This window comes from Alcaligenes sp. 1735tsa3 (genome assembly GCF_024134565.1).
Classification (GTDB): Bacteria; Pseudomonadota; Gammaproteobacteria; order Burkholderiales; family Burkholderiaceae_B; genus Alcaligenes; species Alcaligenes phenolicus.
Window position 1 is genome coordinate 1,841,938 of record NZ_CP099862.1, and the last position, 24,346, is coordinate 1,866,283.

The 24,346-nt window shown below is 57.0% G+C and carries 26 protein-coding genes; 19 read left to right on the forward strand and 7 right to left on the reverse strand.

Annotated features, from left to right (window positions below):
• Positions 1-16: 16 nt before the first annotated feature.
• Positions 17-994: an AraC family transcriptional regulator gene (locus NIZ92_RS08495; RefSeq protein WP_254003089.1), complete on the reverse strand. Its 978-nt coding sequence runs from the start codon at positions 992-994 to the stop codon at positions 17-19.
• Positions 995-1,169: 175 nt separating this feature from the next.
• Here NIZ92_RS08495 and NIZ92_RS08500 point away from each other — a divergent pair, with 175 nt between their 5' ends.
• From NIZ92_RS08500 to NIZ92_RS08550, 11 genes are all read left to right on the forward strand, one after another.
• Positions 1,170-2,204, forward strand: coding sequence for a class I SAM-dependent methyltransferase (locus tag NIZ92_RS08500; protein WP_035267972.1), 1,035 nt, complete (start codon positions 1,170-1,172; stop codon positions 2,202-2,204).
• A 5-nt stretch (positions 2,205-2,209) separates the two neighbouring features.
• Positions 2,210-3,445: an MFS transporter gene (locus tag NIZ92_RS08505; protein ID WP_254003090.1), complete on the forward strand. Its 1,236-nt coding sequence runs from the start codon at positions 2,210-2,212 to the stop codon at positions 3,443-3,445.
• Positions 3,446-3,605: 160 nt separating this feature from the next.
• On the forward strand, positions 3,606-4,778 hold the full coding sequence (moeB, locus tag NIZ92_RS08510) for a molybdopterin-synthase adenylyltransferase MoeB (RefSeq protein WP_115635215.1): 1,173 nt from the start codon (positions 3,606-3,608) through the stop codon (positions 4,776-4,778).
• A gap of 19 nt (positions 4,779-4,797) precedes the next feature.
• Entirely contained in the window at positions 4,798-5,205 is a 408-nt protein-coding gene (locus NIZ92_RS08515) for a Mov34/MPN/PAD-1 family protein (RefSeq protein WP_009454601.1), read from the forward strand.
• 74 nt (positions 5,206-5,279) lie between these two features.
• Complete coding sequence (locus NIZ92_RS08520) at positions 5,280-5,552, forward strand: MoaD/ThiS family protein (protein WP_088452694.1); 273 nt, start codon at positions 5,280-5,282, stop codon at positions 5,550-5,552.
• A gap of 83 nt (positions 5,553-5,635) precedes the next feature.
• Complete coding sequence (locus tag NIZ92_RS08525; protein ID WP_254003091.1) at positions 5,636-7,453, forward strand: CoA transferase; 1,818 nt, start codon at positions 5,636-5,638, stop codon at positions 7,451-7,453.
• Positions 7,450-9,111: a class I adenylate-forming enzyme family protein gene (locus tag NIZ92_RS08530; protein ID WP_254003092.1), complete on the forward strand. Its 1,662-nt coding sequence runs from the start codon at positions 7,450-7,452 to the stop codon at positions 9,109-9,111. Before NIZ92_RS08525 ends, NIZ92_RS08530 begins: the two co-directional genes overlap by 4 nt.
• Positions 9,108-10,301, forward strand: a complete 1,194-nt coding sequence (locus tag NIZ92_RS08535) for an acyl-CoA dehydrogenase family protein (protein ID WP_254003093.1) — start codon at positions 9,108-9,110, stop codon at positions 10,299-10,301. The genes NIZ92_RS08530 and NIZ92_RS08535 overlap by 4 nt, the downstream gene beginning before the upstream one ends.
• The gene (locus NIZ92_RS08540) at positions 10,298-11,488 is read left to right on the forward strand and encodes a CynX/NimT family MFS transporter (protein WP_021446681.1); all 1,191 of its coding nucleotides are present in this window, start codon (positions 10,298-10,300) and stop codon (positions 11,486-11,488) included. Before NIZ92_RS08535 ends, NIZ92_RS08540 begins: the two co-directional genes overlap by 4 nt.
• Before the next feature lie 4 nt (positions 11,489-11,492).
• Positions 11,493-12,533 (forward strand): hypothetical protein, encoded by a 1,041-nt coding sequence (locus tag NIZ92_RS08545; RefSeq protein WP_254003094.1) that lies wholly within the window; start codon positions 11,493-11,495, stop codon positions 12,531-12,533.
• A gap of 136 nt (positions 12,534-12,669) precedes the next feature.
• Entirely contained in the window at positions 12,670-13,131 is a 462-nt protein-coding gene (locus tag NIZ92_RS08550; RefSeq protein WP_254003095.1) for a GNAT family N-acetyltransferase, read from the forward strand.
• A 104-nt stretch (positions 13,132-13,235) separates the two neighbouring features.
• Here NIZ92_RS08550 and NIZ92_RS08555 read toward each other — a convergent pair whose 3' ends face one another.
• Together NIZ92_RS08555 and NIZ92_RS08560 are read right to left on the reverse strand one after the other, a co-directional pair.
• Positions 13,236-13,610, reverse strand: coding sequence for a DsrE family protein (locus NIZ92_RS08555; protein ID WP_026482754.1), 375 nt, complete (start codon positions 13,608-13,610; stop codon positions 13,236-13,238).
• A 21-nt stretch (positions 13,611-13,631) separates the two neighbouring features.
• Complete coding sequence (locus NIZ92_RS08560) at positions 13,632-13,976, reverse strand: carboxymuconolactone decarboxylase family protein (RefSeq protein WP_009454588.1); 345 nt, start codon at positions 13,974-13,976, stop codon at positions 13,632-13,634.
• Positions 13,977-14,095: 119 nt separating this feature from the next.
• Between NIZ92_RS08560 and NIZ92_RS08565 the strand changes: the two genes are divergently transcribed.
• The 4 genes from NIZ92_RS08565 to NIZ92_RS08580 all read left to right on the forward strand — a co-directional run bounded on the left by NIZ92_RS08565 (position 14,096) and on the right by NIZ92_RS08580 (position 15,619).
• A complete protein-coding gene (locus tag NIZ92_RS08565) occupies positions 14,096-14,407 on the forward strand; it encodes a helix-turn-helix transcriptional regulator (protein ID WP_254003096.1) in 312 nt (103 codons plus the stop codon).
• 87 nt (positions 14,408-14,494) lie between these two features.
• On the forward strand, positions 14,495-14,692 hold the full coding sequence (locus NIZ92_RS08570; protein ID WP_009454584.1) for a DUF2892 domain-containing protein: 198 nt from the start codon (positions 14,495-14,497) through the stop codon (positions 14,690-14,692).
• Positions 14,693-14,889: 197 nt separating this feature from the next.
• The gene (locus NIZ92_RS08575; RefSeq protein ID WP_009454582.1) at positions 14,890-15,438 is read left to right on the forward strand and encodes a zeta toxin family protein; all 549 of its coding nucleotides are present in this window, start codon (positions 14,890-14,892) and stop codon (positions 15,436-15,438) included.
• Complete coding sequence (locus tag NIZ92_RS08580) at positions 15,431-15,619, forward strand: hypothetical protein (RefSeq protein WP_009454580.1); 189 nt, start codon at positions 15,431-15,433, stop codon at positions 15,617-15,619. The genes NIZ92_RS08575 and NIZ92_RS08580 overlap by 8 nt, the downstream gene beginning before the upstream one ends.
• 221 nt (positions 15,620-15,840) lie before the next feature.
• On the opposite strand, the gene NIZ92_RS08585 is transcribed toward NIZ92_RS08580, so the two are convergent.
• On the reverse strand, positions 15,841-16,677 hold the full coding sequence (locus NIZ92_RS08585; protein ID WP_254003097.1) for a helix-turn-helix domain-containing protein: 837 nt from the start codon (positions 16,675-16,677) through the stop codon (positions 15,841-15,843).
• A gap of 285 nt (positions 16,678-16,962) precedes the next feature.
• Between NIZ92_RS08585 and NIZ92_RS08590 the strand changes: the two genes are divergently transcribed.
• Positions 16,963-18,633, forward strand: a complete 1,671-nt coding sequence (locus tag NIZ92_RS08590; protein WP_254003212.1) for a 2-isopropylmalate synthase — start codon at positions 16,963-16,965, stop codon at positions 18,631-18,633.
• Positions 18,634-18,849: 216 nt separating this feature from the next.
• Here NIZ92_RS08590 and NIZ92_RS08595 read toward each other — a convergent pair whose 3' ends face one another.
• The 3 genes from NIZ92_RS08595 to NIZ92_RS08605 all read right to left on the reverse strand — a co-directional run bounded on the left by NIZ92_RS08595 (position 18,850) and on the right by NIZ92_RS08605 (position 21,188).
• The gene (locus NIZ92_RS08595) at positions 18,850-19,299 is read right to left on the reverse strand and encodes a MarR family winged helix-turn-helix transcriptional regulator (RefSeq protein ID WP_254003098.1); all 450 of its coding nucleotides are present in this window, start codon (positions 19,297-19,299) and stop codon (positions 18,850-18,852) included.
• 33 nt (positions 19,300-19,332) lie between these two features.
• Positions 19,333-20,208, reverse strand: coding sequence for an alpha/beta fold hydrolase (locus tag NIZ92_RS08600; protein WP_254003099.1), 876 nt, complete (start codon positions 20,206-20,208; stop codon positions 19,333-19,335).
• 107 nt (positions 20,209-20,315) lie between these two features.
• Positions 20,316-21,188 (reverse strand): LysR family transcriptional regulator, encoded by an 873-nt coding sequence (locus NIZ92_RS08605; RefSeq protein WP_060185892.1) that lies wholly within the window; start codon positions 21,186-21,188, stop codon positions 20,316-20,318.
• A gap of 143 nt (positions 21,189-21,331) precedes the next feature.
• Between NIZ92_RS08605 and NIZ92_RS08610 the strand changes: the two genes are divergently transcribed.
• From NIZ92_RS08610 to NIZ92_RS08620, 3 genes are all read left to right on the forward strand, one after another.
• Positions 21,332-22,507 carry a muconate/chloromuconate family cycloisomerase gene (locus tag NIZ92_RS08610; RefSeq protein ID WP_254003100.1) on the forward strand — a complete coding sequence of 392 codons (1,176 nt, stop codon included), beginning with the start codon at positions 21,332-21,334 and terminating at the stop codon, positions 22,505-22,507.
• Positions 22,508-22,575: 68 nt separating this feature from the next.
• Positions 22,576-23,511: a catechol 1,2-dioxygenase gene (catA, locus tag NIZ92_RS08615; protein WP_009454566.1), complete on the forward strand. Its 936-nt coding sequence runs from the start codon at positions 22,576-22,578 to the stop codon at positions 23,509-23,511.
• Positions 23,512-23,636: 125 nt separating this feature from the next.
• Positions 23,637-24,332: a 3-oxoacid CoA-transferase subunit A gene (locus NIZ92_RS08620; protein WP_009454565.1), complete on the forward strand. Its 696-nt coding sequence runs from the start codon at positions 23,637-23,639 to the stop codon at positions 24,330-24,332.
• Positions 24,333-24,346: the final 14 nt, after the last annotated feature.

Here is a 24,346-nt window from a genome sequence, read left to right on the forward strand (position 1 = left end):
GCGGAAATACAAAGGTTTAGGCGCGCTTGTTGCCAAAAATGGATTTGGGCGAGCGGCCAAAGTAGCGCGTAAAGGCGACGGAAAAATTATTGGGGTATTTGTAGCCGACTTGCCAAGCGGTCTGGGCCACTTGTTGGCCGGACTCCAACAAGGTATAGGCTTTGCGCATACGCAGTTCAAGCAGCAGGCCGATAGGCGTGTTGTCGTACAGATAGCGAAAACCTTCTTTAAGTTTGTGCTCGTTAATGCCTACCGTCGTGGCCAGATACTCCACCGTGATTTGCTGGTCCAGTTGCGAGCTGAGCAAATCGCGTGCTCGCTCGACCCGCTGAATATCATCCACCGACAGCGGGGCGCTGTTGGGGGCGTCGGGCGGAGCCAGGCGGTTGAACTGCTCGGCCAGCAAGCTTAGTGCATGGATTTGCAGGTTCAGCCTGTGGTGATGAATGGGCTGCTCCGGGGTGCACGGCTGCATATAGCGTGCCAGTGCCGCCGCATGGGCCATGGTGGCCTGGCTGCTGGCATGAAAGGACAGACGGTGCAGTCCCACGCAATCCATCAACTGGGTGGCGCGTTCCGGGCCCACGTATTTGTTCAAGGCCGCCTCGCTGATGACCAGCCGTAATTGCGATACGGATTGGTCCTCTTGATAGTGGCGTTCCCCTCGCAGGGATCGGAAAGCCGTCACCGTGGTATGGCCTGCCTTGAACAGCAGATCTGAGCTCTCCCGACCCTGATAGGCCGACTGTCCTTGCAGACCCACGGTTACCACAATGACACGGCCCGCGTGCGGGCCGTTGCTCTCTTCAACCAGCGATCGGCTGGGGTGATAGTGCAAGCGGCCCAACAAGAACCCTTGTTCCAGTTCCACGCATTCGGAATAGCAGTGGCCCAGTTCTTCGGGTAGTTGCAGCCGGACTCGGCCATCGCTCAGAGCGCGGCATGACCTGGGTTCATCCGTGGTTAAGCGATAGCCAAATTTGCGCGTGCTCATCATTTCTCCTGCTAAAAGCGCCTCGCATATGAATTGCTCCGTTCAGCATAGATCTTAATGCAAATAATTCTCATTAAATATATATCATTTCTAGCTGTGATGGCAGAGGGAAGGGCCATTGTGAAATTCACGGAGGTAAAAAACAGTGCTGGATCGATCGCTAGGAGAAGTCGTTTTGTCGGAGCAATTGCTGGAGTCGCATGCTCTGCAAGCCTGTTGGGATGCGCAATTGGCGGGTTTAAGTGCAGATGCCTTGAACCTGGCTTTGGGGTATGGCGTGTTTGCGCATCTGGATCAGTTTATCGCTGCTGAGGAACTTGCGCTTGTGCTCAAGTGGGACGCCGACAACACCGCCTACCTGCTGGAGCTGTTGTGGAGTCTGGAGCTGTTGGAGTGTCAATGGACCTGTCCGCGACGCTATCGCAGCCTGCCGCAAACGGCGCGTTATCTGAATCCGGGTTCGGCGCAATATTGTGGCGATGCCTTGCTGTTTCGGCATGGCGTCTTGCGTCAGGTGGGCAATCAGCTCGATGAGCTGCTGCGTAATGGCAAATCGCCTCCAGCGGATCCGGCATTGATTCAGCAAGGCTGGGCAGCGGCGGCACGTTCACAAATTGCCCAGGAACAAACGGCGGTGACGGCCGAGGTGGCCTGTGAAATTTTTGGAGCCGTGCCGGAGTTCTGGCAGGCGCAACGTTTGCTGGATTTGGGCGGTGGGCCAGGACTGGTAGCCATCGCCTTGGCGCAACAGCAGCAGGACTTGAATGCCGTGGTGTTCGAGTACAAAGCGGCGGCTGCTGTCGCTCAGCAAAAAATTCTTGATGCGGGTCTGGAGGCCCGTGTCAGCACCTTGGCCGGTGATCTGCTGGTGGACGATTTCGGGGCGGATTATGACCTGATCTGGTGCTCTTCCGTGCTGCATTTTGTACCGGATATTCCTGCTTTGCTGGCCCGTCTGTATCGCGCGCTGCGCCCCGGTGGGGTGCTGGTGTGCTGTCACGCCGAAGTGCATACCGAGGTCAGCAAGGCCAAACGGATTTTGCATTACTACCTGCATATGCGCATGCAAGGCCGCCATGTGCTGCCGGAAGGGCAGTTGGCCCAGTTGCTGGAACAAGCCGGATTTGATGATGTTCAGCAGTTTGATGAGGTGCGCTTTCCGGTTGCGCCCGTCACTGCATTGATTGCGCGCAAGGCGTGCAAAGGGTGATGAGAATGAAGACGTGGAAAGCATGGGGGGCGCAGTTGCTGTTTGGCTGGATGAATCTGGTGCTGGTCGTCCCCAGTATTTACCTGATGCTGGGTATGCCCCTGGTGATGCGACAGCATGGCTGGTCCGGCACCGAGATAGGCTTGTTCCAGCTGGCGGCCTTGCCCGCCATTTTCAAGCTGGTGCTGGCCATGCCGGTGCAGCGTGTCCGCCTGGGTGGCGGACATTTTGTGCATTGGCTGTGGTTGATGGCGGTCTTGTTGTTGGCTTTGTATGTAGGCATAGGCCGCGAGAATCTGATTGATCAGCGGACCCTGCTGTTTGCCCTGACCTTTGCCATCAGCATTGTGGCGACCTGGATGGACATCCCCTTGAATGCCTTGGCGGTGCAATACCTGCCGCGTGACGAGCAGTTGCGTGCAGGCAGTATTCGTTCTGCCGCCTTATTTCTGGGCGCGATCGTCGGGGCGGGGGTGATGGTGCTGGTGCAGGCCCGTTGGGGTTGGCAGGCACCGTTTGCCTTGATGGGCCTGGGGCTGGTGATTGGTTGTTTGCCCTTTGTCTTTTTGCGTTCCAAAGCCGGTTTGCAAGCGGCTGAGACTGAGCAGGCACCGCCCGGTTTCGTCGCCGATTGGGTCAGCTTCTTCGGGCAGGAAGGGGCCAGGCAATGGACCAGCCTGCTACTGACCAGCTTCCCCTTTATTGGCGCTGTCTGGTTCTACTTGAAACCCTTGATGCTGGACCAGGGCATGCCTTTGGAAGAGGTGGCCTGGACGGTCGGGATTGCCGGTGGCATTACCGGTGCCGTGTTCAGCCTGATTGGCGGACGTTTGGCGTCATTTCTGGGTGCCGCGCGTGCCATTCCGATTTATCTGCTGGCGGCCTTGCTGTCTCTGATTCTGTTGATGGTTTCCGTCTGGGCCAAGCTGGGGCCGGTGTGGCTGATCAGCAGCGCCCTGTTGATTGCGGCCAGCATGGGGGCTGTGTCGGCATTGCTTTTTGGGCTGACCATGTTCTTTACCCGTAGACAGCGCAATGCATCGGACTACGGTTTGCAGTCGACCATCTTCACCTTGGCCCGTATGGCCGTTCCCATTGTCGCCGGCATCGTGCTGGACCGTTTCGGTCAGGTTGTCATGCTGGGCGTGCTCACCTTGGGTGTTCTGTTCGCCTTTGTACTGGCTTGGCGCGTTCGCCACAGCGTCGGTGCCAGCACCGAAGTTTTGCTGCGTAGCCAGTAAGTCAGGGTCTGAAAACGCCAGCGTGTGCAGGTTGCGCTGGCGTTCATCGTTTTTGCTCCGTTTCGCATAGAAATTAGAACCCAAAGGCTATTGTGTCATTTTCAGTCATATTTGAGAATAAGTCTTGTTCGTATTCATGTGTATTTAACCAGGAGTCATTATGACCTTGCCCCCATTAGTTGAGCCCGGTGAGCCTTTAAGCCGCGAAGAGGTTAACCGTTATAGCCGTCACCTCTTGATTCCCAATGTGGGCATGGAAGGCCAGCGCCGCATCAAAAATGCCAAAGTGCTGGTTATCGGAGCAGGGGGCCTGGGTTCGCCCACCTTGCTGTACTTGGCCGCAGCCGGGGTGGGCACACTGGGCATCATCGACTTTGACCGGGTGGATGAGTCCAATCTGCAGCGCCAGATCATTCACACCGTAGACAGCATTGACGAGCTGAAAGTGGAAAGCGCCAAGCGTGCGATTCACAAGCTCAACCCCCATATCAAGGTAGAAACGTATACCGACAGATTGGAACCTGACATGGCGGTCGAGCTGTTCTCGCGCTACGACCTGATTCTGGACGGCACCGACAACTTTGCGACCCGCTATCTGGTCAATGATGCGTGCATGCTGGCTGATAAACCCTATGTCTGGGGTTCGATCTTCCGCTTTGAAGGCCAGGTCTCGGTGTTCTGGGAAAACGCGCCCGGTGGCATAGGTTTGAACTACCGCGACCTGTACCCCGAGCCCCCACCGCCCGAGCTGGCTCCGTCTTGCGCGCAGGGCGGTGTGTTTGGTGTCTTGTGCGCCTCGATTGCCTCCATCATGTCCACCGAAGCCATCAAGCTGATTACCGGCATTGGCGATCCTTTGATCGGCCGCCTGATCGCTTATGACGCACTGGATATGTGCTACCGCGAACTGCCCATCCGCCGCCTGCCCAATCGCAAGCCCGTGACCGAGCTGGGCGATTACCAAACCTTCTGCGGCCTGAATCCACCGGCTGATGCCATGGCCATCCCCGTGCCTGTCATGACTGTGCTGGAGCTGAAAGAACGGCTGGACCAAGAGCAGGCCCCTGTCCTGGTGGACGTGCGCGATCCCAATGAATGGGAAATCGTGAATATTCCTGGCGCGATTCTGATGCCCAAATCTCCCACCGTCGCCGCCGAGATTCTGGCTGCCTTTGGTCCGAATGCGGATCTGGTGATTTCGTGCCGCTCCGGTGCTCGCTCCAGGACCGTGTGCGAAGAGCTGATCAAGTTGAAGGCCCCCAAGGTGCGCAATCTGGAAGGCGGCGTGCTGGCTTGGGTGGAGCAGGTCGCTCCCGAATTGGCGTCTTACTAAGTTCGGGAGGAAGCACATTATGGCCTTGCAGATTCGTCGTTCTGCTCTGGAGCAAGTTCTGAATCATGCCAAGCAGGATCACCCCATCGAGGCATGCGGACTGATCGCCGCCAAGGAGGGTTCGCTGGTGGCCGAGCGTGTGCTGCCCATGCAAAACCGGGCGGCCTCGGAGGTGTTTTATCAGTTCGATTCGCGCGAGCAATTTCAGGTCTACCGCCGTCTGGATGAGGACGATCAGGAGTGTTGCGTGATCTATCACTCTCATACCGCCAGCCAGGCTTTCCCGAGCAAGGATGACATCGATTTTGCGGGCCATCCCGAACTGCATTACTTGATCGTGTCCACCTGGGATCAGGCCACCGTGCCGGTTCGATCCTTCCGGATTATCGACGGCGGTGTGACCGAAGAAACCATCGTGATTGTCTAGGGAACAGCGTCGCTCCCCCAAGGGGGGCGTGCGTCCCGGCTGTTGGAAACCACTATTTCAAAGGAGTTTTAAGCATGTCCATTTCAGTCTCTATCCCGACCTTGCTGCGTCCACTGACGAACGGCGAGAAGAAAGTCCAGGCCCAGGGCGCTTCGGTAGGCGAAGTGATCGAGCATCTTGAAGGCCAGTTTCCCGGCATCAAGGCGCGCCTGATGAGCGGCGAAGACCTGCACCGTTTCGTGAATATTTACGTGAACGAAGAGGACATCCGTTTCAGTGATGGCCTGAAAACCGCCATTCGTGCTGGCGACAGCCTGACCGTACTGCCTGCCGTAGCAGGGGGCTAAGACCATCTGGTCTGGATTTTCATGGTGCAAGTGCTGGTTTCTGCAATCAGCACTTGGCGTGCGCATCACTCTGGTTTGGAACTATGTCTGAATTACTACATGGCTGCGGATTACGTTGGCAGATGGGCTCACAGCCCCCGTATTGGCCGGGCTTGCCTGCTGCCTTGAGCCGTCAGGCTCGATTGCTGGGTTTATCTGAACAAGGACAATCCGCAGGCCATCAAGACGAAGCAGCATTCAGCCTGTATTCGCCTGATTTTGGAACGATTAGCACGCATCTGGAAACCGAGGCGGGCGGCATGACGCAAGCCGCGATCAGCGAGCTGAGCATGCAGGCTGCCAGCGGTATCTTGTCCGTGCATGGACGCTCCAGTGGGCTTTCGGGCACGCTGGGCCTGGATTATCTGGCCGTGCTCAGTTCAGCCATGACCCTGCAAGCGACCTTGGCAGCCGCCTTGGGCCAATTGCGCGGCGGGCGTTTCTCTACGGTGTCGGTTTCGCCCTTGGGCTGCGGCCTGCTCAGTATCGGGCAGTATCTGGCCGGGGCAACGGCGGCTCAAGATCCCGAACAGTTATTGGCGGGTAGTTACGATCCCGGCTTGCGGCCCCCCTTTGTTTCGCAAGACGGCGTGGTCTTTGAACTGGAAACCTTGGACCCGCGACCCTGGCGCGCCTTTTGGGAAGCAGTGGGCGTACCGGCCGATCTGGCCGGTCAGGCCTGGAAAGCGTTTCTGCTGCGCTATGCCAAAGCGGTGTGCCCCATGCCCGCGGTGTGTTTAAGCAGTCTGCAAGCCCTGAACTTTGCCCGTTTGCAGGAACTGGCCCTACAGACCGGCATGGCCATCTTGCCGGTACGTACACCGGCTCAACGCCAGACCGATAGTGACTACGCGGCGCTGGCCGGTCTGTGGCAGCATCAGACTCATGCCGCGCCCGGCTCATTGAGCACCTTGCCGTCCAAGGCCGATTTGCCCCTGCGTGGTTTGCGGGTGGTGGAGTCCTGCCGTCGGATTCAAGGGCCTATTGCCGGTCACTTGCTGGCGCTGCTGGGGGCGGAGGTGATTCGTCTGGAACCGCCCGGTGGCGATCCCTTGCGCGCCATGCCGCCGTGCGTGGATGGCTGCTCGGTGCGCTTTGATGCGCTCAATCAATTCAAGACGGTGCAGGAAGTGGACATCAAGTCGGCTCAAGGCCGCCAGGCCATTTACGAGCTGGTGAGCGAGTCCGATGTGTTCCTGCATAACTGGGCGCCGGGCAAGGCGGCCGAGCTGCAACTGGATGCCCAGGACTTGCACGCGGTGCGCCCGGATCTGGTCTACGCCTATGCGGGCGGTTGGGGCCAGGAGCAAGTGGATGCGCCGGGGACGGACTTCACGGTGCAAGCCTGGTCGGGCATTGCTCACACCATATCTCAAACCTCGGATGCACGGGGCGGGTCGTTGTTTACGGTGCTGGATGTGCTGGGCGGGGTGATGGCCGCGCTGGGTATCAGTGCCGCCTTGCTGCGCCGGGGCCTGAGCGGGTCGGGCTTGCGGGTAGACAGCTCCTTGTTGGCCACGGCCGATCATCTGGCCCAGGCCGTTGCTCCCATCAGTAAAACTGGCGTGTCGGCGGTGTTCCAGACGGGCGAGGGCTTCATCGTCATCGACTGCCAGGATCAAGCGCATCTGCATGCCCTGGCCGGGTGGCTGAATGTGTCGCCCGATGCTGTCTGGACGGTCTTGCCGGATCGTCTTCTGTCCCAGTCTGCCCGTAGCCTGGAAACGCAACTGGATGTGCTGGGCATACCGGCCCGCCGCGTCCATAGCAATCTGGCGCAACTGCGTGCTGATCCACGCCTGGCGTCCCATTTCCATGACAAGGGCTATTCGTCTGTTAATTCTCCCTGGAGGTTTTTATGAATCACGCTGGCATCATCGATCTGGTCCCTGCGTCATTGCGCCAACGCTGGATAGAGGACGGTACCTACCCGAATAAGCCGGTCTTTACGCTGTTTGCGGAAAAAGCTCAGGCTCATCCGGACAAGCTGGCGGTGCTCTCGCCCGAAGGCAATATCAGCTATAGCGCCTTGATGGACGCGGCTTTGCGTCTGGCAGGCAGCTTGCGTCGTGCAGGGATTATGGCGGGCGACGTGGTGGCGTATCAGCTCAGCAACCATTGGGTGTGCTGCGCCATTGACCTGGCCGCCGCGGCTTTGGGGGCGATTGTCGCGCCTTTCCCACCCGGACGGGGCAAGCTGGATATTCAGTCGCTGGTGCGTCGTTGCGATGCACGGGCGGTGATTGTGCCGCATGAATATGCAGGCATTGATTTGTGCGAAGTGATCGAATCCTTGCGGCCTACGCTGCTGTCCTTGCGTGTCCTGATTGTGCAAGGCCCATCGCGTCCGGGCTGGATGACTTTGGATTCTCTGTTCGAGGGCGAACCCCTGGCCTTGTCCGAATTGCCGGTGGTGTCCCCCAATTCGCCAGTGCGTTTGCTGGTGTCCTCGGGCACCGAGTCCGAGCCCAAGCTGGTGGCCTATTCGCATAATGCGCTGGTGGGTGGGCGTGGCCGATTCCTGCAACGCATTTCCCCCAATGATGTGGAGTTCCGGGGCATGTATCTGGTGCCGCTGGGTTCTTCATTTGGCTCTACAGCCACCTTCGGCGTGCTGTGCTGGTTAGGTGGTTCTTTGGTGGTCTTGCCCAAGTTCGATGTGCCTAGCGCGATTGCCGCTATCAATGCCTTCAAACCCAGCTTTATTTTGGGCGTGCCCACCATGTTCCAGCGTATTGCGGCAGCGCCCGAGCTGGAGAAGGCCGATAAAGCCAGCTTGCGCGGCTTGATTGTGGGCGGTTCAGTCATTGACGAAGCTACGGTACGCCGTTGCGTGGAAGCGTTTGGGTGCGGCTTTATCAGCCTGTACGGCTCAGCCGATGGGGTGAACTGCCACAACACGCTGGACGATCCCATCGAAGTGGTATTGAGCAGTGTGGGGACTCCCAATCCGCAGGTGTGCGAGATCCGCCTGATTGATGACGAGGGTGCCGAAGTGCCGCAAGGTGAGGTAGGCGAAATCACCGCACGTGGTCCCTTGAGCCCCATGCAATATGTGAACGCCCCGGAACTGGATGCCCAGTATCGGGACGAACAGGGTTGGGTGAAAACGGGCGATCTGGGTTACATCAATGCCCAAGGGCAGTTGGTGCTGGCAGGTCGCAAGAAAGACATCATCATTCGTGGTGGCGCGAACATCAGCCCGGTGCAAATTGAAGGCCTGGTCATGGCTCACCCGGATGTGGTTACCGTGGCGTGCGTGCCGGTTCCCGACGCGGATTTTGGCCAGCGTATTTGCTTGTGCGTGACGGTGCGTGAAGGCGTGCCACGTTTCTCCCTGAAAGAGATTACCGACTTCTTGCGTGAGCAGGGGCTGGAAGTGAACAAGCTGCCGGAGTATCTGCGCTTTTACCGCAGCCTGCCGCTGACGCCTGCAGGCAAGATCGACAAGCGCGCCTTGGCTGCTGATGCTGCTGCATTGGGCTCTGGGGCCAAGACTGCAGCGGGGATAGCAGCATGAATCACCTTGCCATTTCCAGCGCGGCCTTGAGCCGCAAGCTGCGGCAGTTTGTGGATACCGAGATCATCCCCAACGAGGGTATTCTGGCCCAGGGGGATAATCTGGCCCGCGAGCTGACTCTGGACCTGACACGTCGTGCTCAACAGGCGGGTTTGTTCGGCAGTTTCTACCCCATGCATCGCGGCGGTCGGATCGCCAGTTTGGTCGAATACTTGCCCGTGGCTGAACAGGAAGGGCGCTCTGAATATGGTCCTGGCATTTTCGGGGCAGATGCCACGCTGGATGCGTATATGTTGAGCCATCACGGCTCGGCCAGCGTCAAACAGCGCTTTCTGACGCCCTTGCTCAAGGGGGATGCAGTGTCCAGCTATGCCATGTCCGAGCCGGACAGCATTGGTTCGATTCCGGCCACCATGCAATGTCAGGCTCGCCTGAAAGACGGGCAATGGCATGTGAATGGCCGCAAGTGGTTTATTTGTCGGGCGCAACAGGCCAGCTTCGCGACCGTGGTGGCGCGCAGCGCGGACGGTCCCGTGAATGAGTCCTTGTCCATGGTGATTGTGCCCACGGATGCGGCGGGATTTAAAGTCGTGCGTCCCTTGCCTTTGCTGGGGCGTTATCAAGGGCAGAACGAGCTGCTGTTCAACAATGTGACCGTGCCGGAGGACTATGTTCTGGGTAGCGCCGGACAGGGCATTGCCCTGATGCAAAAGCGTCTGGCCCTGGGGCGTATCTTGCGATCCGTGCAATGGCTGGGCTTGGCGCAACGCAGCTTTGAAATCATGTGCGAACGCATTCATTCGGAGCGCGGAGAACTGGCCCGTCTGGCGGACAAGCAACTGGTTCGGGCGCGGGTCTATCAGGTGTACCGGGCCATTACCTCGGCCCGTTGCTTGCTGCGTGAAGCGGCTGTCAAGTTCGACGCGGGTTTGCCCAATGCGGTGGAGGTGAATGTGGCCAAGCTGGCGTCGTCGGATGCGGTCAGCGCGGCAGCAGATTCCGCCATCCAGATCATGGGGGCCGAAGGGCTGGCCGATTGGAGCCCCTTGTCCGGCATCTATCGGGCAGCGCGTACCACGCATATTCTGGATGGGGCGGACGACGCCTTGATCAGTACCGTTGGCAAGCACTTGCTGCAAGCCCACTACGCCACACAAGAGATGGTAGATATGAACAAGGCAGTCGCATGATGCTATCGACACGGGCAAGTCGTTCACCCTGGGTGCTGGCCAGTTTGATGACTCTGGCGATGGGCATGCCCATGATGGTGTTTTACGCCATCGGCGTGCTGGGTCCGCAAATCATTCAGGATCTGGGCATCTCGCGCGAGCAACTGGGGTGGTTGACCACCAGCACCTTTGGGCTGGCGGCCTTGCTCTCGCCGTGGGCGGGGGCTTTGGTGCAGCGCATGGGCAATCGGCATGGCTTGTTTTTGCTGTTCCTGCTGGTGGCCATGTCCTTTAGCCTGATTGCGGTGTTGCCGGGTTTCTGGGGTGTGCTGACGGCCTTGCTCTTGTGCGGCCTGGCGCAGTCCTTGGCGAACCCGGTGACCAATCAGGCCATTGCCCAGTTGGTACCGGCAGAGCGTAAGGCGGGGCTGGTCGGTATCAAGCAGTCCGGCGTGCAGGCGTCGGCCTTGCTGGCCGGTCTGGTCCTACCCACCCTGGCCTACAAACTGGGGTGGCGGGGGGCGTTTGTGGTGTGGGTACCTGCCATGCTGTGCCTGTCCTACTTTGCCCTGCAGCTTTTGCCAGCCAGAGCCAGCACCGCAGCCGGCAGCATGTCCTGGCGCTTGCCCTGGCCCAGCCAACAACTTTGGCTGTTAATGGCCATTCAGCTGTGCGCGGGTCTGGTGCTGTCGTCCTTCATCACTTTTCTGGGCGTATTTGCGCAGCAACTGGGCGTGTCGCCGTACTGGATAGGGATGCTGGTCAGTGGCTTTGGGGTAATGGGGATTGTGTCCCGAGTGCTCTTGACGCCTATCGCTGCCCGCTTTGGGGATGAAACCTTGTTGCTGGGCATCCTGTTTGTCATCCCGATTGTGGCCTTGTTGCTGATGATGATGGCTGCACCGGACAGGCTCTGGCCCCTGGGAGCCGGGGTGTTGGCCATTGGCTTGACCCTGGTTGCCACCAATGCCATTGCCATGAGCATGTTGCTGCGGGATGCCCGTTTTGGGGCGCCGGCTCGTACCGCAGGGCTGTTGTCCGTCGGGTTTTTTGGTGGCTTTGCCTTTGGTCCGCCACTGTTTGGTGTGCTGCTGCGCTCGCCCGAAGGCTTTGCCGCTGCCTGGCCTTTCCTGATGGGTATTCTGGTATGCGCCAGCTTGTTGTGCCTGATTTTGTACCAGGTTCGTCGCATGGCGAAAGGGGAATGATGGAATGTCTGTAGAGGTATTGGGATCAGCCAGCATCGAGTCCATTTTTGCGAATATGGACCAGGTTGCAGAACAATGTGGAGAGCAGTTTCCCTTGTTCAGACAGTCCTCGTCCGAGCAATGGACCTTGTCGCGACGTGGCTCCTGGTTAGGGGGCTTCTGGGCGGGCTTGTGGTGGCGACGCGCCCTGATCAGCGGTCAGGAGCAGGATAGGGAGCAGGCGCTGAACTGGAGTCAGAAGCTGCAAGTCTGGCTGGAAGAGCCCAGCATCAATCGAAGCTTTGTGTTCTGGTATGGCTCCGGCCTGGGCAGCATCTGGCATGGGGATAGAGAGGCCGAAGCCCATGTCGATCAGGCTGCACAAGCTCTGCTGAACAGCTTTGATGCCTCCAGTGGCTTCTGGCCTTTGGGTTCCGGGATGGGGGGCGGGGAGGCGGGCAATCACATGTTGAATGTGGATGCTCTGGCCCCTACGCTTTTAGTGCTGGATGCGCAGGGTGGGCCGGTGGCGCGTCAGTTTGGGCAATGGCATGTGGATGCCTGCCTGCGTTATCTGCAAAAACGCAGCGGAGCCTGGCGCGATACGGTCTTGTTGCGCGGGAACGATGTGTGGGCCGAGCAGGGCGCTGAAACCTGGCAACGAGGGCAGGCCTGGGCCATGTTGGGAATGGCAACCGCAACGCGCTTGTATGACAGAAAGTCCTATGCTCAAGCAGCCCTGAATGCCTGCCGATATTGGCACGAGCGTTGGGGGAAGTTTGCGCATGGCTTTTTGACGCAGGAGTCCCCACTAAGTCCGGTAGACCGTTCAGCCTGGGCGATTGCTTCTTTGGCTATGTATGAGCTGTCGCAGATTCTGCCGGAACAACAATGGCTGCACGAGCAATCGCGCTTGTATCTGGATGCCTTGCTGACCCCTGAGTTAAGTGAAACAGGGCGTTTTGTGGGACATCTTTACAAAGTTGCGCCGGGGCAGTCTGAACTGGTGGAATCGGCCTGCGCCAGCTTCTTTTTGCTGGAGGCTTTGTTGGCGCATTCGGCTTGAAGAGCGGCCATAGATAGCTTGTATGCCCCCTTGGATGCTCAAGGGGGAAGCTCTATCGGTATGATGTGCGCTTGAGTGTTATTGATGGCCTTTCCATGCAGGAAAGCATCCAGCACAAGGAGCGGGTTTTCATCCTATGGCAGCCGTAAAAGAACAAACTTCTATACAGATCCGATCCGCCATTCAGGCAGATTATGAAGGCTTGCTGGCCCTTGACACGGTAGCGTCGCAGGAGCCCGAACGCGCCTTGCAGATTCAGGACTGGATTGGGCAATCGCAGTGCTATGTGGCTGAACGGAAAGGCGTCTTGCTGGGCTATGGCGTCTTGAATTACCACTTCTTTGGCCACGGCTTTGTCGAGATGCTGATGGTGGGGGAGTCTGGTCGGGGGCAGGGCATTGGCTCGGCTTTGCTGCGATATTTCCGGCAGGTTAGTCAGACAGAAAAGCTGTTTTCTTCCACCAACCAATCCAATCAGGCCATGCATGGCATGTTTCAGAAATTGGGCTTTCGACGTAGCGGCGTGATTGAAAATCTGGATGAAGGCGACCCGGAGATTGTGTACGTTTCTCTGGCTAATACCGGGCCACAAGCATAGGGGTCAAGGCAAACTTGCTGCATTGAAGTCAGTATTTTGTATTGAAAAAGCAGGCCAAAACACAAAAATGGTTTGGCCTGTTTTGCATCTGAGGAAGCAGCGTATCAGGAAATCTGCAAAGAGCCTGTTGCGCCCATCAGCAGGTCGATCACATCCGGCGCGGTAATGATTTCAAAGCGTGGGTCCATCTGCTCGGCGCTCAGGCCGTTATGCAGCATGCAGGACTTGCACACGGCAACGCGTCCACCTTGCTCCAGGTACTTCTTCAACAGCTCTGCTGCCGGTTCAAAGGGGGCGCCAATACTGATGGGGTCGGCGGCACCGGGTACACCCAGCGCGACTCCTTCAGCCATCAGAATCAGGCAGGCGCTATGTCCCTTCTGAACCGCATTGACAGCCATGGTCAGGGCCACGGTTACTTTGTCGGGATTGCCCTGGGCATGGAACAGCGTCGATACAAAAGCAGCGGGTTTAGGCATCACAATTTTCCTTGTTTCGGTTCAAGACTTGAATTCATTGAATGCGGCAACGGCATTGGCCGCGTACATCACGGATGGACCACCGCCCATATAGATCGCAACCCCCAAGGCTTCATGTACTTCTTCCAGACTGGCTCCCATCTGCGCCAAGGCCTTGCTATGAAAGCCTATGCAGCCCTCGCAATGGGTGGCTACGCCAATTGCCAAGGCTATCAATTCTTTGGTTTTGGCATCGAGGGCGCCGCCTGTCATGGCGGCCTTGCCCAGATCTCCAAACCCTTTCATCACGTCGGCTTGGGTCTGACGTAGCTGCGCCAGATTGCTGGAAATGCCTTGGGTCAGTTGCTTGTAGCTAGTTTCACTCATGCATGACTCCTGTCGTATTAACAAAAGCAAAGGAATGCTGAAATTGTTGACTGCATTAATTCAGTATATGCTAAATTAAGATTTATCTAAATTAATGCGCAAGAAAAGCTGGATAAACCATGATCCAAAGCAAATCCGACATCGAGCTGTTGCAAGAGAGCGCTGATCAAGCGGCCGCTTTGTTGCAGGCGGTGGGCAATCCCAAACGCCTGGTGATTCTGTGTCTCTTGATTCAGCAAGGCGAGATGAGTGTGGGAGCACTGAACGAGATGGTGGCGCTAAGCCCTTCGGCCCTGTCACAGCATTTGGCGCGCATGCGCCAGGAAGGTTTGGTCAGCTACCGGCGCGAGGCGCAAACCCTGTATTACCGCATTGAGGACCAGAATGTCGCCACCTTGATTGGCACCTTGAAAGATATTTTCTGTCCCTGAGCCTGATGGCATCAGGGGCGGGGCGCTTCGCCTGCAGGCCATCGCCCGACCCGTTTTCCCCTTGCTTCTTTATTAAAAGGATTCGCCATGAAAAGCAATGTAGGTGGTTTGGATCGTATTGCTCGTATCGTTGTGGGTGTGGTGCTGATTGCGCTGGCAGTCACAAACGTCATCGGCTGGTGGGGCTGGCTGGGCCTGATTCCTCTGATCACGGGGCTGGTCGGTTTTTGCCCGCTGTACCCCATGCTGGGCCTGAGCACCTGCCCGCTGAAAAAGCGTCAATAGACCACTCGCTATGGCCTGGTAGCGGGTCATTCCCGCCTGCTCCTTGAAAAGGTTCCTTGTGCTCAAGGAGCCTTTTTATCGCCTGAAAACTCGCCTTGGCCAACGGATGCGTGGCGGCCAAAGCAAGGTGCTTGGCTGGCCTTTTCGCCAATGTATGATACAAATCTGTTCAATGTGGACATTGTTTAGGTGTATTTATGTCTGGCAACAACGCTGACACGGGCAAGAGCAAAAAGATTCTGATCATTGCTGGCCCGAACGGGGCAGGCAAGACGACGTTTGCGCGCTCTTTCCTCCCGGCCGAGGCGGAGGTGCTGCGCTTTATCAATGCTGATCTGATTGCTGCAGGTTTGTCGCCTTTTGCGCCAGAGAGCGCGGCCATCAAAGCGGGGCGTTTGATGCTGGACGAATTGAAAGAAGCGGTTCGCCTGGGCGAGAGCTTCGCGCTGGAAACGACCTTGTCTGGCCAAGGCTATGTGCGCCATATTGAAAAATGGCAGGCGCAGGGCTATCGCGTCAGCTTGTATTTTTTAAGTCTGCCCGATGCGGATATGGCGATCGCGCGAGTGGCAGAACGGGTACGTCAGGGTGGCCATAACATCCCTGAGCCCGTCATTCGTCGCCGCTTTGCGGCTGGCATGAAGAACTTCCTGCATCATTATCGGGATACCGTGGATGATTGGGTTTTGTACGATAACGCAGGCAGTGTGCCAGTCCTGTTGGAGTGGGGAGAGAAAGATGAATAAAGAAGATATTTCCAAAGCAAAAAACCCGGACTTGCGGGCTTCGTTGGCCGCCTTGGAGCGTGCAGCGCAGTCGGCACGTTTTGTGGCCATGCAAACCAATACCTCGGTGGTCTTGGTAGAGAACGGCAAGATGATCAAGCTCTCGGCAGAGCAACTGCGGCAGGAAGTCTGCAAGAGTTGATGACGCTGGGCTACGATCGCGGTCCTGGCCTGCTCGCGCCGTACTTTTGTTGCTGCTGAATAGCTGGTTTTGTGAAGTGCTCAAGAGGGCGATGGGTCTTGTAGACAGGCCTGAGATGGCCGCATGAATATCCGTATAGCGCATGGGATCAGCCAGAAAGCAGGCTGGCAGACTAAGTAGTTACTCCAATCTGCCAGACATCCTTGTCGTCGAGATCGGCTTCAGACCAAGCCCGCATCATGCTCCCTATCAGGGTACTGGCTCAAAGTCGCCAAAAACTCCGAAGGCGGATAAGCAAAGGTCTTTTTAAAGGCTACTGAGTAAGCGCTCAAACTTTCATAGCCACTTTCCAGCGCCGCCTGCGTGATGGACCTGCCTTGCAGCAGAAACTGGATCGAGGCCATCAAGCGCATCTGTTGCCGCCATTTCCCCAGATTCATCCCCGTGCTTTTCAGAAAGCGCCGATGCAAGGTTTTCGGCGTCAAGGCGTATTGCTGCGCCACCTCATCTATCGTTTTTTGCTGGGCTGGCGAGCGCACCAGGTCTTCGCAAATCCGTCGCATCAATTCCTCTTGCGGCCAGGGCAAATGAAAAGGCAGGGGATGCAGCACGCGCAACTCTTCTATCAATAGCTGTCCCAGTAAGGCGTCTCGTAACGGTGGGTTCTCTTGCGGAATCACCCGCACCAGTGCTGCAATCAATTCACGCACCAGTGGTGTGACATGGATCACGCAATCGTGGTCCGGTAATTGTGCGGCCAGAATTTCATCAATAAATAAACCATGCACATTCACGGCGGTGGTGGCATTGAGCTGATGCGGCACGCCGGGTCGCAACCAGACGGCGGTGGTCGGAGGCACCAGCCACTGGCCGGTGTCGGCCTGTACCAGCAGCACCCCTTCCGTGGCATACAAAAGATGCCCCCGGTGGTGGCGATGGCGGGGCACTTCATGGCCGGCAGGGTAATGCTCGATCACCCCGCTGACCAGCAAGGGCGAGGTATCGGAGTGCGACAAGTCCAGTGCTCGCCCACCGCGTTCAGGGGATGCGTAGCCCATATTCAGGAATGTCCAAAAAAATAAAACAAATGACTATTTTTTGATAGAAGGCCAAGTGTCTTGCAGTCTAAAGTGCTTTTATCGTCTTCATCAAGCACTTTGGGATTGAACCTGTCGTGACTCATTTGCACTTGCTATCGCTAGGCCTACTAGCCCTGACATCCGGTCGGGGTCCGTACGCCTGTGTGTGCGAATGGTCCTATCCTGGTTTCCCCAGACCCCGACTGTAGCCAGCTCCTTGGAGTAGGGAAGCCAGGTATGTCATTCCCTATATTCGAGGTTCCCATGCTGACTGATCCTTCCCACAAATACCGTCCCTTTCCTGTCGTCAATCTGCCCGATCGCCAGTGGCCGCAGCGCACCCTGAGCCAAGCGCCCGTGTGGCTGTCTACCGATTTGCGCGACGGCAACCAGGCCCTGTTCGAACCCATGAATCGCGACCGCAAATTGCGCCTGTTTCAGGAGCTGGTCCGCATTGGTTTCAAGGAAATCGAGGTGGGTTTTCCGTCTGCCTCGCAAACCGATTTTGATATCGTCCGGCAACTGATTGACGAGGGCATGATCCCGAACGACGTCACGCCTATGGTCATTACCCAACTGCGTGAGGATTTGATCGAGACCACGGTACGCAGCGTGGCGGGCGCGCGTCGTGTGATTGTGCATTTCTACAATGCGATTGCTCCTGCTTTCCGGGAAATCGTCTTCAAGATGGAGGTGCCGCAAATCATCGAGATGGTGCGTCACCATGTGGAGCTGTTCAAGCGCCTGACGGCCAAGCACCCGGAAACGGAGTGGGTGCTGCAATACTCACCTGAAACGTTCTGCATGGCAGAGCTGGAGGTGTCGCTGGCTGTCTGCAATGCGGCTATTGATGCCTGGGACGCGGGCCCAGCGCGGCCCATGATTATCAATCTGCCCACCACGGTGGAAGTGACGACAGCGAACGTCTTTGCTGATCAGATTGAATGGATGGATCGTCATTTGGATAGGCGCCAACATATCGTTCTGTCGGTGCACCCGCATAATGATCGCGGAACGGGCGTTGCTTGCGCTGAACAAGCCATGCTGGCCGGCGCACAGCGTGTCGAGGGGTGTCTGTTTGGCAATGGCGAGCGCAGTGGCAATCTGGATGTGGTGACCTTGGCCCTGAATCTGTATACCCAGGGTATCTCTCCGAATCTGGATTTCTCTGACATCTCGGCAATAGCGCGTATCGCGGAAGAGGCCACGTCCTTGCCCATTCACCCACGTCACCCGTATGTGGGCGACCTGGTCTTTACCGCCTTTTCCGGTTCCCATCAGGATGCGATTGCCAAGGGCTTTGCGGTGCAGAAAGAAGATGCCCCGTGGCGTGTACCTTATCTGCCAGTCGACCCCAAGGATTTGGGCCGCACCTACGACAGTATCGTGCGTGTCAACAGCCAGTCCGGCAAAGGAGGCATCGCTTTTCTGCTGCAACGCGACTACGGCATTGTGATGCCGCGCCGCATGCAGGTGGAGTTCAGTGCCATTGTTCAGCAGATTGCCGATTCCAGCGAAACGGAGCTGAACAGCCAGCAGATTTGGGAACTGTTTGAGACCACCTATCTGCAAGCCAATCAGCGCCAGGGGAACAACAGCTACGGAGCACATCGCCTGTTCGATGAGGCACAAGGGCAGCAGGGCATAGAGCTGCAATGCGTCAATGCCAATGGCGAGACTGAAATCTATACCGGAATGGGCAATGGCCCGATTGCGGCGACAGTGGCGGCCTTGAACCTGCCTTTGCGTATCGATAGTTACGAGGAGCGCAGCCTGGGTTCAGGAGCGGACGCTTGCGCGATGGCGATTGTGGAAGCGGTCATGCCCGGTGTGCCTGGTTCGAAATTTGGTGTGGGCAAGCACGCGAATATCATTACGGCCAGTGTGATGGCGGTGATGAATGCGGCGGCACGTTTTGAGGAGGTCGAGGCTTAAGCAGCCATCAAGCTGCGGTGGGCCGCGCTAGCTCCTGTGTGTAACACAACAGCGCGGGCCACTTTTGACGGCTAAGTGGCTCTGAGTCAGGGGGCGACTCTGCTTGAAGACTGCTTCACATAGCGAGCGGATAAAACCGCATTCACGTCCCTGGCTTACGGAAAACGGACACTCTTTACATTCAAGTAAATGCGATCAAGCAGGCAGTTCGTCTTTTTAATCAACATTCTTGTCTGTGGGCAGGTCTAGATTCACCACCTGGCTTAACCAGCGTGCCACCACCTTCAGTTCATTCTCCGTAAAGCCGTCGGATAGTTGCTGATTCAAGTCCTGCAAGGTTGATTTGGCCTTGATGCTGGCTTCTTCTCCGGCGGGAGTCAGCGTCAGGCAAATCTTGCGTGTATCCACATCGTCCGTCAGGCGTTGAATCAGGCCTGCTGCCTGCATGCGTTTGGACAGTCCGGTAATCGCAGCCGGTGCGACTTGCAAGGCGCTGGCTGCTTCTCCCACCGTGACCGAGCCTTGAGAGCGAATCAGGAACAGCATGCCAACTTGGGCCGCGCTGATATCTGTCCATGCCGAGGGCTGCTTCTGAATCCAGCGCTGCAAAGCCTTGTGGGCATGGTTCAACAAAAAGACAAAACGTGGCTGTGATTTCTGGCTCATTGTGGCGATGGCTGGATAGATATCGGTTAGACGTCAGGAATTCGATGCTGGGCCGGATTCGCTTTGTGCGATCAGCCAGTCGACCACTATAGGCCAAAGTGCCTCGGCGTTGCGTTTACGAAAGAAGCCCATGTGACCAATATGCGCCAAATCCAGCTGTTTGTGCTCCAGTTGCAGCCTTTCTATAGGGGCCTTGCTCAGTGGTTCCAGCAGCCGGGAAATAGCTTGCGGATTGGCCCAGGGATCATCATCAAAACCCAGAACCAGTAAGGGAATATCGACCTGGCTAGCGCGTTTTTTGGCGTCCAGCTGCGGATCGTCATAAAAGTAATGGGGCTTTTGCGTCCAGCGGCTCCATTGCTGCATGACGCCACGTGGAAGGTCCTCGCCAAAGCCCAAACGCCGGGTCGGCATATAGCCGTAAAGGCCGCACAGTACGGGAGTAAGTACCCGCATGATCAGCCCCACCCGAAAGCGCTCCATGGGCTTTTCAATTAAAGCGGTAACCCCCGCATGTGACGCAATCATCACGGCAGCTTTCACGGAGCGAGTCGCGGGGGAGATAGCAATCGCATGGCCGCCAACGCTATGACCAACAGCCAACATGGGCAAGCCGTTAAAACGATGGGCGACCCAGTCTGTGACGTAAACCGCATCCTCCAGCATCCAGTCGGACATGGAAACATCGCATTGGCGTATATCTTTCTGACGAGATCGGCCTATACCCCGGTAGTCGTAGCTCAGAACAATGAATCCCAGGCTGTTCAGATGTTCTGCAAAAGGACGATAGAAATCCTGTGGGACGCCGGTGGCGGGGTGAATGATGATGGACGCTTTGGCATCAGGAGCTGGCCATAAGGTCGCGCTGATCGGGTCTTTTCCAGCCTGCTGAATCGTCACCTGTTGCATGCTTGTCTCTAATTTTAATTAATGTGTTAATGATATTAGAGTGGCTTCAGAAGTGAGTCAATCCGGGCCCAAAAGGGAAGGGGGGTGTTAGTGACGACAGTCAGATCTTACATTTCAGCGACCAACCCCTTGATCGCCTCGATATACCAAGCCTGATCGTTCATCCTGTGCGTCAAGATAATCGGTGAAGTCGCCTGCGGTTCTTCGATCAAGCGGTAGTGCAGATCGTTGCGCAGACGAGCCGAGGTTGGGATCAAGCACAAGCCAGAATCGGCAGCCACCAATCCCAAGGCCGCTTGAATTTCCCCGGCCTCATAAACTTCGGCCGGGCGCACGCTGTGATCGTGCAGCAGGTGCAGAACGTGGTCCGCGAAGCTGGGTCTGGGTTCTTTGGGATACACAATCAGCTTTTGACCTTGCACTTTTTTCAGGCTCAATGGCTTGTCTGAATTGGCCAGATCCGAGCTGGGGGGAATGGCCAGGGCCAGTTGTTCTTCCCGCAATACCGTTCTTTGTACGGATGCATCATTCAGTCGTATTCGCCCAAAACCCACATCAATTCGCCCGGACTTCAAGGCCTCCAGCTGCTGCATGGAGGTCAGCTCCACCGTTTGCATATCCACTTCCGGATATTGATGGCGCAGCTTACGCATCAAAGCGGGCAGGCCGCCATACAGGGTAGAAGCCACAAAGCCTATCGACAGAGTTTGTCGTTGGTGCAGTCCGATTTGCCGTGTCGTATGCACCAGTTGATCGACCCGGCTCAAGATCTGCAAGGCCTGCTCATAAAATACCCGTCCGGCTTCGGTCAGCCGCAAGGGGCGGTTATTGCGCAGCAGCAGTGTGACGCCCAGCTCCTCTTCCAGCAATTGGATCTGTCGGCTAAGCGGGGGCTGGGCCATGTGCAGGCGCTCCGAAGCCCGTGTGAAGTTGCGGGTTTCGGCAACGGCTACAAAATATTTGAGCTGACGTAGATCCATAAGGGAAAACCATACCTAGGCTGAATTGATGGTGTTTAGTTTCTTGATTTTTAATATTTATATCAGAAACTATACTCTAAAGGTATAGAACTAGACCTATTTAGTCTTGGAAATAACGGGCCTGCTTCGTGTTCAATCAAGGCATGGAATACACGCGATCTTCTCAACTATTAGCAGCTCCAGCCCTGATCGAAAGGGTGGAGACTTTGCTGCTGGATCTGCCTACGATCCGTCCTCATCAATTGGCGATGACGACCATGCAAGGCCAGACTTTGATGCTGGTGCGCTTGTACTGTTCGGACGGTACGGTGGGTGTAGGCGAGGGCACGACCATTGGTGGTCTGGCCTACGGTGCCGAGTCGCCCGAAGGTATGAAGCTGGCCATCGACACCTACTTCACTCCCTTGCTGCTGGGCGCCAATGCCAGCGCCGTGCCGGCTTTGATGGCTCGCTTGAACACGGCGATTCAGGATAACCGTTTTGCCAAGAGTGCGGTAGAAACCGCGCTGTTTGATGCCCTGGGCAAGCGCACCGGTCTGCCGGTTTCGCACCTGCTGGGTGGCCGCATGCGCGACAGCCTGCCTGTTGCCTGGACACTGGCCTCGGGTGACACCGCCAAGGATATTGATGAAGCCGAGCGCATGCTGGCGCAGGCTCGTCACCGTATTTTCAAACTCAAGATTGGTCGCCGCCCGGTAAAGGACGATGTGGCGCACGTAGCGGCTATCAAGAAAGCGATGGGTGATCGCGCCGATGTTCGCGTAGATGTGAACATGGCCTGGAGCCCCTTGCAGGCTCAGTATGGTATGGCTGGCCTGGTCGATGCCGGGTGCTCGCTGGTGGAGCAGCCAGTGCGTCGTGCTGATGCTCTGGCCGATCTGAAAGGTCGCTTCCCGATTGCCTTGATGGCCGATGAGTCCCTGACCGGCCCGGCCTCTGCGTTTGCGCTGGCCCGTGATGGCGCCGCCGACGTGTTCGCGATCAAGATTGAACAGTCCGGTGGTTTGCGTGCAGGTTTGCAAGTAGCAGCGATTGCCGAAGCCGCTGGTATTGAATTGTATGGTGGCACCATGCTGGAAGGCGCGATCGGCACGATTGCCGCAGCCCATGTGTTTGCCACAGTGAACCAATTGCAGTGGGGCACGGAACTGTTCGGGCCCTTGCTCTTGACCGAGGAAATCCTGGCAGAGCCACTGAATTACAGCAATTTTGAATTACAGATACCTCAAGGGCCGGGTTTGGGTATCGTACTGGACGAGGATCGTGTCCAGTATTTCCGCCGCGACAGGACACAAGTCAGTGTTGGCTCGGCTGCCTAGGCGCAATAAGAAGCCAGTCGTAGCGGCTTTGCTTGGAACACTTTTTTCAGGATATTAGGAGACACAGAATGAGCGTTAAAATTTTTGACACCCCCGATGTACAAGACTTCCTGCGTTTGGCCTCTGGCCTGGATCAGCCCGGTGGCAATCCACGCGTCAAGCAGATCATGTACCGCATCATCAGCGATCTGTTCAAGACCATTGAAGATCTGGAAATCACCAACGACGAGTACTGGGCAGCCGTGGCTTACCTGAACCGTCTGGGTACGGCCAGCGAAGCCGGTTTGCTTTCTCCCGGTCTGGGCTTTGACCGTTTCCTGGACATGCGCATGGACGCCATGGACAAGGAACTGGGTCTGGACAACGGTACGCCACGCACCATTGAAGGTCCTTTGTACGTGTCGGGCGCTCCTGTGGCGCAAGGTTTTGTTCGCCTGGATGACGGTTCCGATACCGCTGGCGAAACCCTGATCATGCACGGCGTCGTGGCTGGTGCGGACGGCAAGCCTATTGCGGGTGCTCAGGTTGAAGTCTGGCATGCCAATACCAAAGGCTTTTACTCGCACTTTGACCCCACCGGCGAGCAACAGCCCTTCAATATGCGCCGCACCATCATTACCGATGAAAATGGTCGCTACAAGTTCCAGAGCATTGTGCCCAAGGGCTACGGCTGTCCACCGGATGGTCCTACCCAAGGCCTGCTGAACGAGCTGGGCCGCCACGGTAACCGTCCTGCGCACATTCACTTCTTTGTGACGGCTCCTGGCCACCGCAAGTTGACCACGCAGATCAATATCGACGGCGATCCGCTGGTGTACGACGACTTCGCCTACGCCACTCGCGATGGTCTGGTGCCACCGCTGACCGAGCACACGGATCCTGCCCGCATCGCTGCCGAAAACCTGGATGGTCCTTTTGCAGAGATCGTGTTTGATATTTCCTTGACCCCCTTGGTCGATGGCAAGGACAACCAGATCGTGAATCGTCCACGTCTGGCTGCCTAAGTCTTGCTTCAGTCCAGCGCCTGTGTTTGCCTAGTCAAACCAGGCCCTGGGCTGACTTGTTTTTGCTGTGCCTGACGTAAGGGCCAAGCCCATCCGTAGCGTCAGTGCTTTATACGGAGAACGGAGTGATCGATAAACAGGTAAGCAGTGTTGCACAGGCTTTGCATGATGTGCAGGACGGCGCCACGATTCTGGTCGGTGGTTTTGGAACGGCTGGCATACCCACGGAGTTGATCGACGGTCTGATCGAGCAAGGCGCTCGTGACCTGACTATCGTTAACAACAACGCGGGTAATGGCGATGTGGGGCTGGCGGCTTTGCTTAAAACAGGCCGGGTACGCAAGATTATTTGCAGCTTCCCCCGTCAGGCTGATTCCTGGGTATTTGATGACTTGTATCGCAGCGGCAAGATCGAGCTGGAGTTGGTGCCTCAAGGCAATCTGGCCGAACGATTGCGCGCCGCCGGTGCGGGTATCGGTGGCTTTTTCTGCCCCACAGGCTATGGCACAGAACTGGCCAAGGGCAAGGAAACACGTTTGATCAATGGTCGCTGGCATGTCTATGAAGAGCCCATTCATGGAGATGTCGCCCTGATCAAGGCCGAGCGGGGGGACCGTTGGGGGAATTTGACCTACCGCATGGCGGCGCGCAACTTTGGTCCGGTCATGGCGACCGCGGCCCGCACCACCATTGCCAGTGTGTTTGAACTGGCGGAACTGGGTCAACTGGACCCTGAAACCATTGTGACGCCCGGCATTCACGTGCGCCGCGTCGTGGTGGTGCCACGCAGTCGCACAGAAGCAGGTGGGTTCAAGGCATGAACGGACAGAGCATG

What these genes read in the sequence shown, in the direction of transcription:
- NIZ92_RS08595 (WP_254003098.1), bottom strand. Translation starts at nt 19,299, where the DNA reads ATGAGCCAGAAATCACAGCCACGTTTTGTCTTTTTGTTGAACCATGCC.
- NIZ92_RS08520 (WP_088452694.1), top strand. Translation starts at nt 5,280, where the DNA reads ATGTCCATTTCAGTCTCTATCCCGACCTTGCTGCGTCCACTGACGAAC.
- NIZ92_RS08570 (WP_009454584.1), top strand. Translation starts at nt 14,495, where the DNA reads ATGAAAAGCAATGTAGGTGGTTTGGATCGTATTGCTCGTATCGTTGTG.
- NIZ92_RS08585 (WP_254003097.1), bottom strand. Translation starts at nt 16,677, where the DNA reads ATGGGCTACGCATCCCCTGAACGCGGTGGGCGAGCACTGGACTTGTCG.
- NIZ92_RS08515 (WP_009454601.1), top strand. Translation starts at nt 4,798, where the DNA reads ATGGCCTTGCAGATTCGTCGTTCTGCTCTGGAGCAAGTTCTGAATCAT.
- NIZ92_RS08530 (WP_254003092.1), top strand. Translation starts at nt 7,450, where the DNA reads ATGAATCACGCTGGCATCATCGATCTGGTCCCTGCGTCATTGCGCCAA.
- catA (WP_009454566.1), top strand. Translation starts at nt 22,576, where the DNA reads ATGAGCGTTAAAATTTTTGACACCCCCGATGTACAAGACTTCCTGCGT.
- NIZ92_RS08610 (WP_254003100.1), top strand. Translation starts at nt 21,332, where the DNA reads ATGGAATACACGCGATCTTCTCAACTATTAGCAGCTCCAGCCCTGATC.
- NIZ92_RS08580 (WP_009454580.1), top strand. Translation starts at nt 15,431, where the DNA reads ATGAATAAAGAAGATATTTCCAAAGCAAAAAACCCGGACTTGCGGGCT.
- moeB (WP_115635215.1), top strand. Translation starts at nt 3,606, where the DNA reads ATGACCTTGCCCCCATTAGTTGAGCCCGGTGAGCCTTTAAGCCGCGAA.
- NIZ92_RS08525 (WP_254003091.1), top strand. Translation starts at nt 5,636, where the DNA reads ATGTCTGAATTACTACATGGCTGCGGATTACGTTGGCAGATGGGCTCA.
- NIZ92_RS08605 (WP_060185892.1), bottom strand. Translation starts at nt 21,188, where the DNA reads ATGGATCTACGTCAGCTCAAATATTTTGTAGCCGTTGCCGAAACCCGC.
- NIZ92_RS08560 (WP_009454588.1), bottom strand. Translation starts at nt 13,976, where the DNA reads ATGAGTGAAACTAGCTACAAGCAACTGACCCAAGGCATTTCCAGCAAT.
- NIZ92_RS08600 (WP_254003099.1), bottom strand. Translation starts at nt 20,208, where the DNA reads ATGCAACAGGTGACGATTCAGCAGGCTGGAAAAGACCCGATCAGCGCG.
- NIZ92_RS08590 (WP_254003212.1), top strand. Translation starts at nt 16,963, where the DNA reads ATGCTGACTGATCCTTCCCACAAATACCGTCCCTTTCCTGTCGTCAAT.
- NIZ92_RS08545 (WP_254003094.1), top strand. Translation starts at nt 11,493, where the DNA reads ATGTCTGTAGAGGTATTGGGATCAGCCAGCATCGAGTCCATTTTTGCG.
- NIZ92_RS08555 (WP_026482754.1), bottom strand. Translation starts at nt 13,610, where the DNA reads ATGCCTAAACCCGCTGCTTTTGTATCGACGCTGTTCCATGCCCAGGGC.
- NIZ92_RS08550 (WP_254003095.1), top strand. Translation starts at nt 12,670, where the DNA reads ATGGCAGCCGTAAAAGAACAAACTTCTATACAGATCCGATCCGCCATT.
- NIZ92_RS08505 (WP_254003090.1), top strand. Translation starts at nt 2,210, where the DNA reads ATGAAGACGTGGAAAGCATGGGGGGCGCAGTTGCTGTTTGGCTGGATG.
- NIZ92_RS08535 (WP_254003093.1), top strand. Translation starts at nt 9,108, where the DNA reads ATGAATCACCTTGCCATTTCCAGCGCGGCCTTGAGCCGCAAGCTGCGG.
- NIZ92_RS08575 (WP_009454582.1), top strand. Translation starts at nt 14,890, where the DNA reads ATGTCTGGCAACAACGCTGACACGGGCAAGAGCAAAAAGATTCTGATC.
- NIZ92_RS08565 (WP_254003096.1), top strand. Translation starts at nt 14,096, where the DNA reads ATGATCCAAAGCAAATCCGACATCGAGCTGTTGCAAGAGAGCGCTGAT.
- NIZ92_RS08540 (WP_021446681.1), top strand. Translation starts at nt 10,298, where the DNA reads ATGATGCTATCGACACGGGCAAGTCGTTCACCCTGGGTGCTGGCCAGT.
- NIZ92_RS08495 (WP_254003089.1), bottom strand. Translation starts at nt 994, where the DNA reads ATGAGCACGCGCAAATTTGGCTATCGCTTAACCACGGATGAACCCAGG.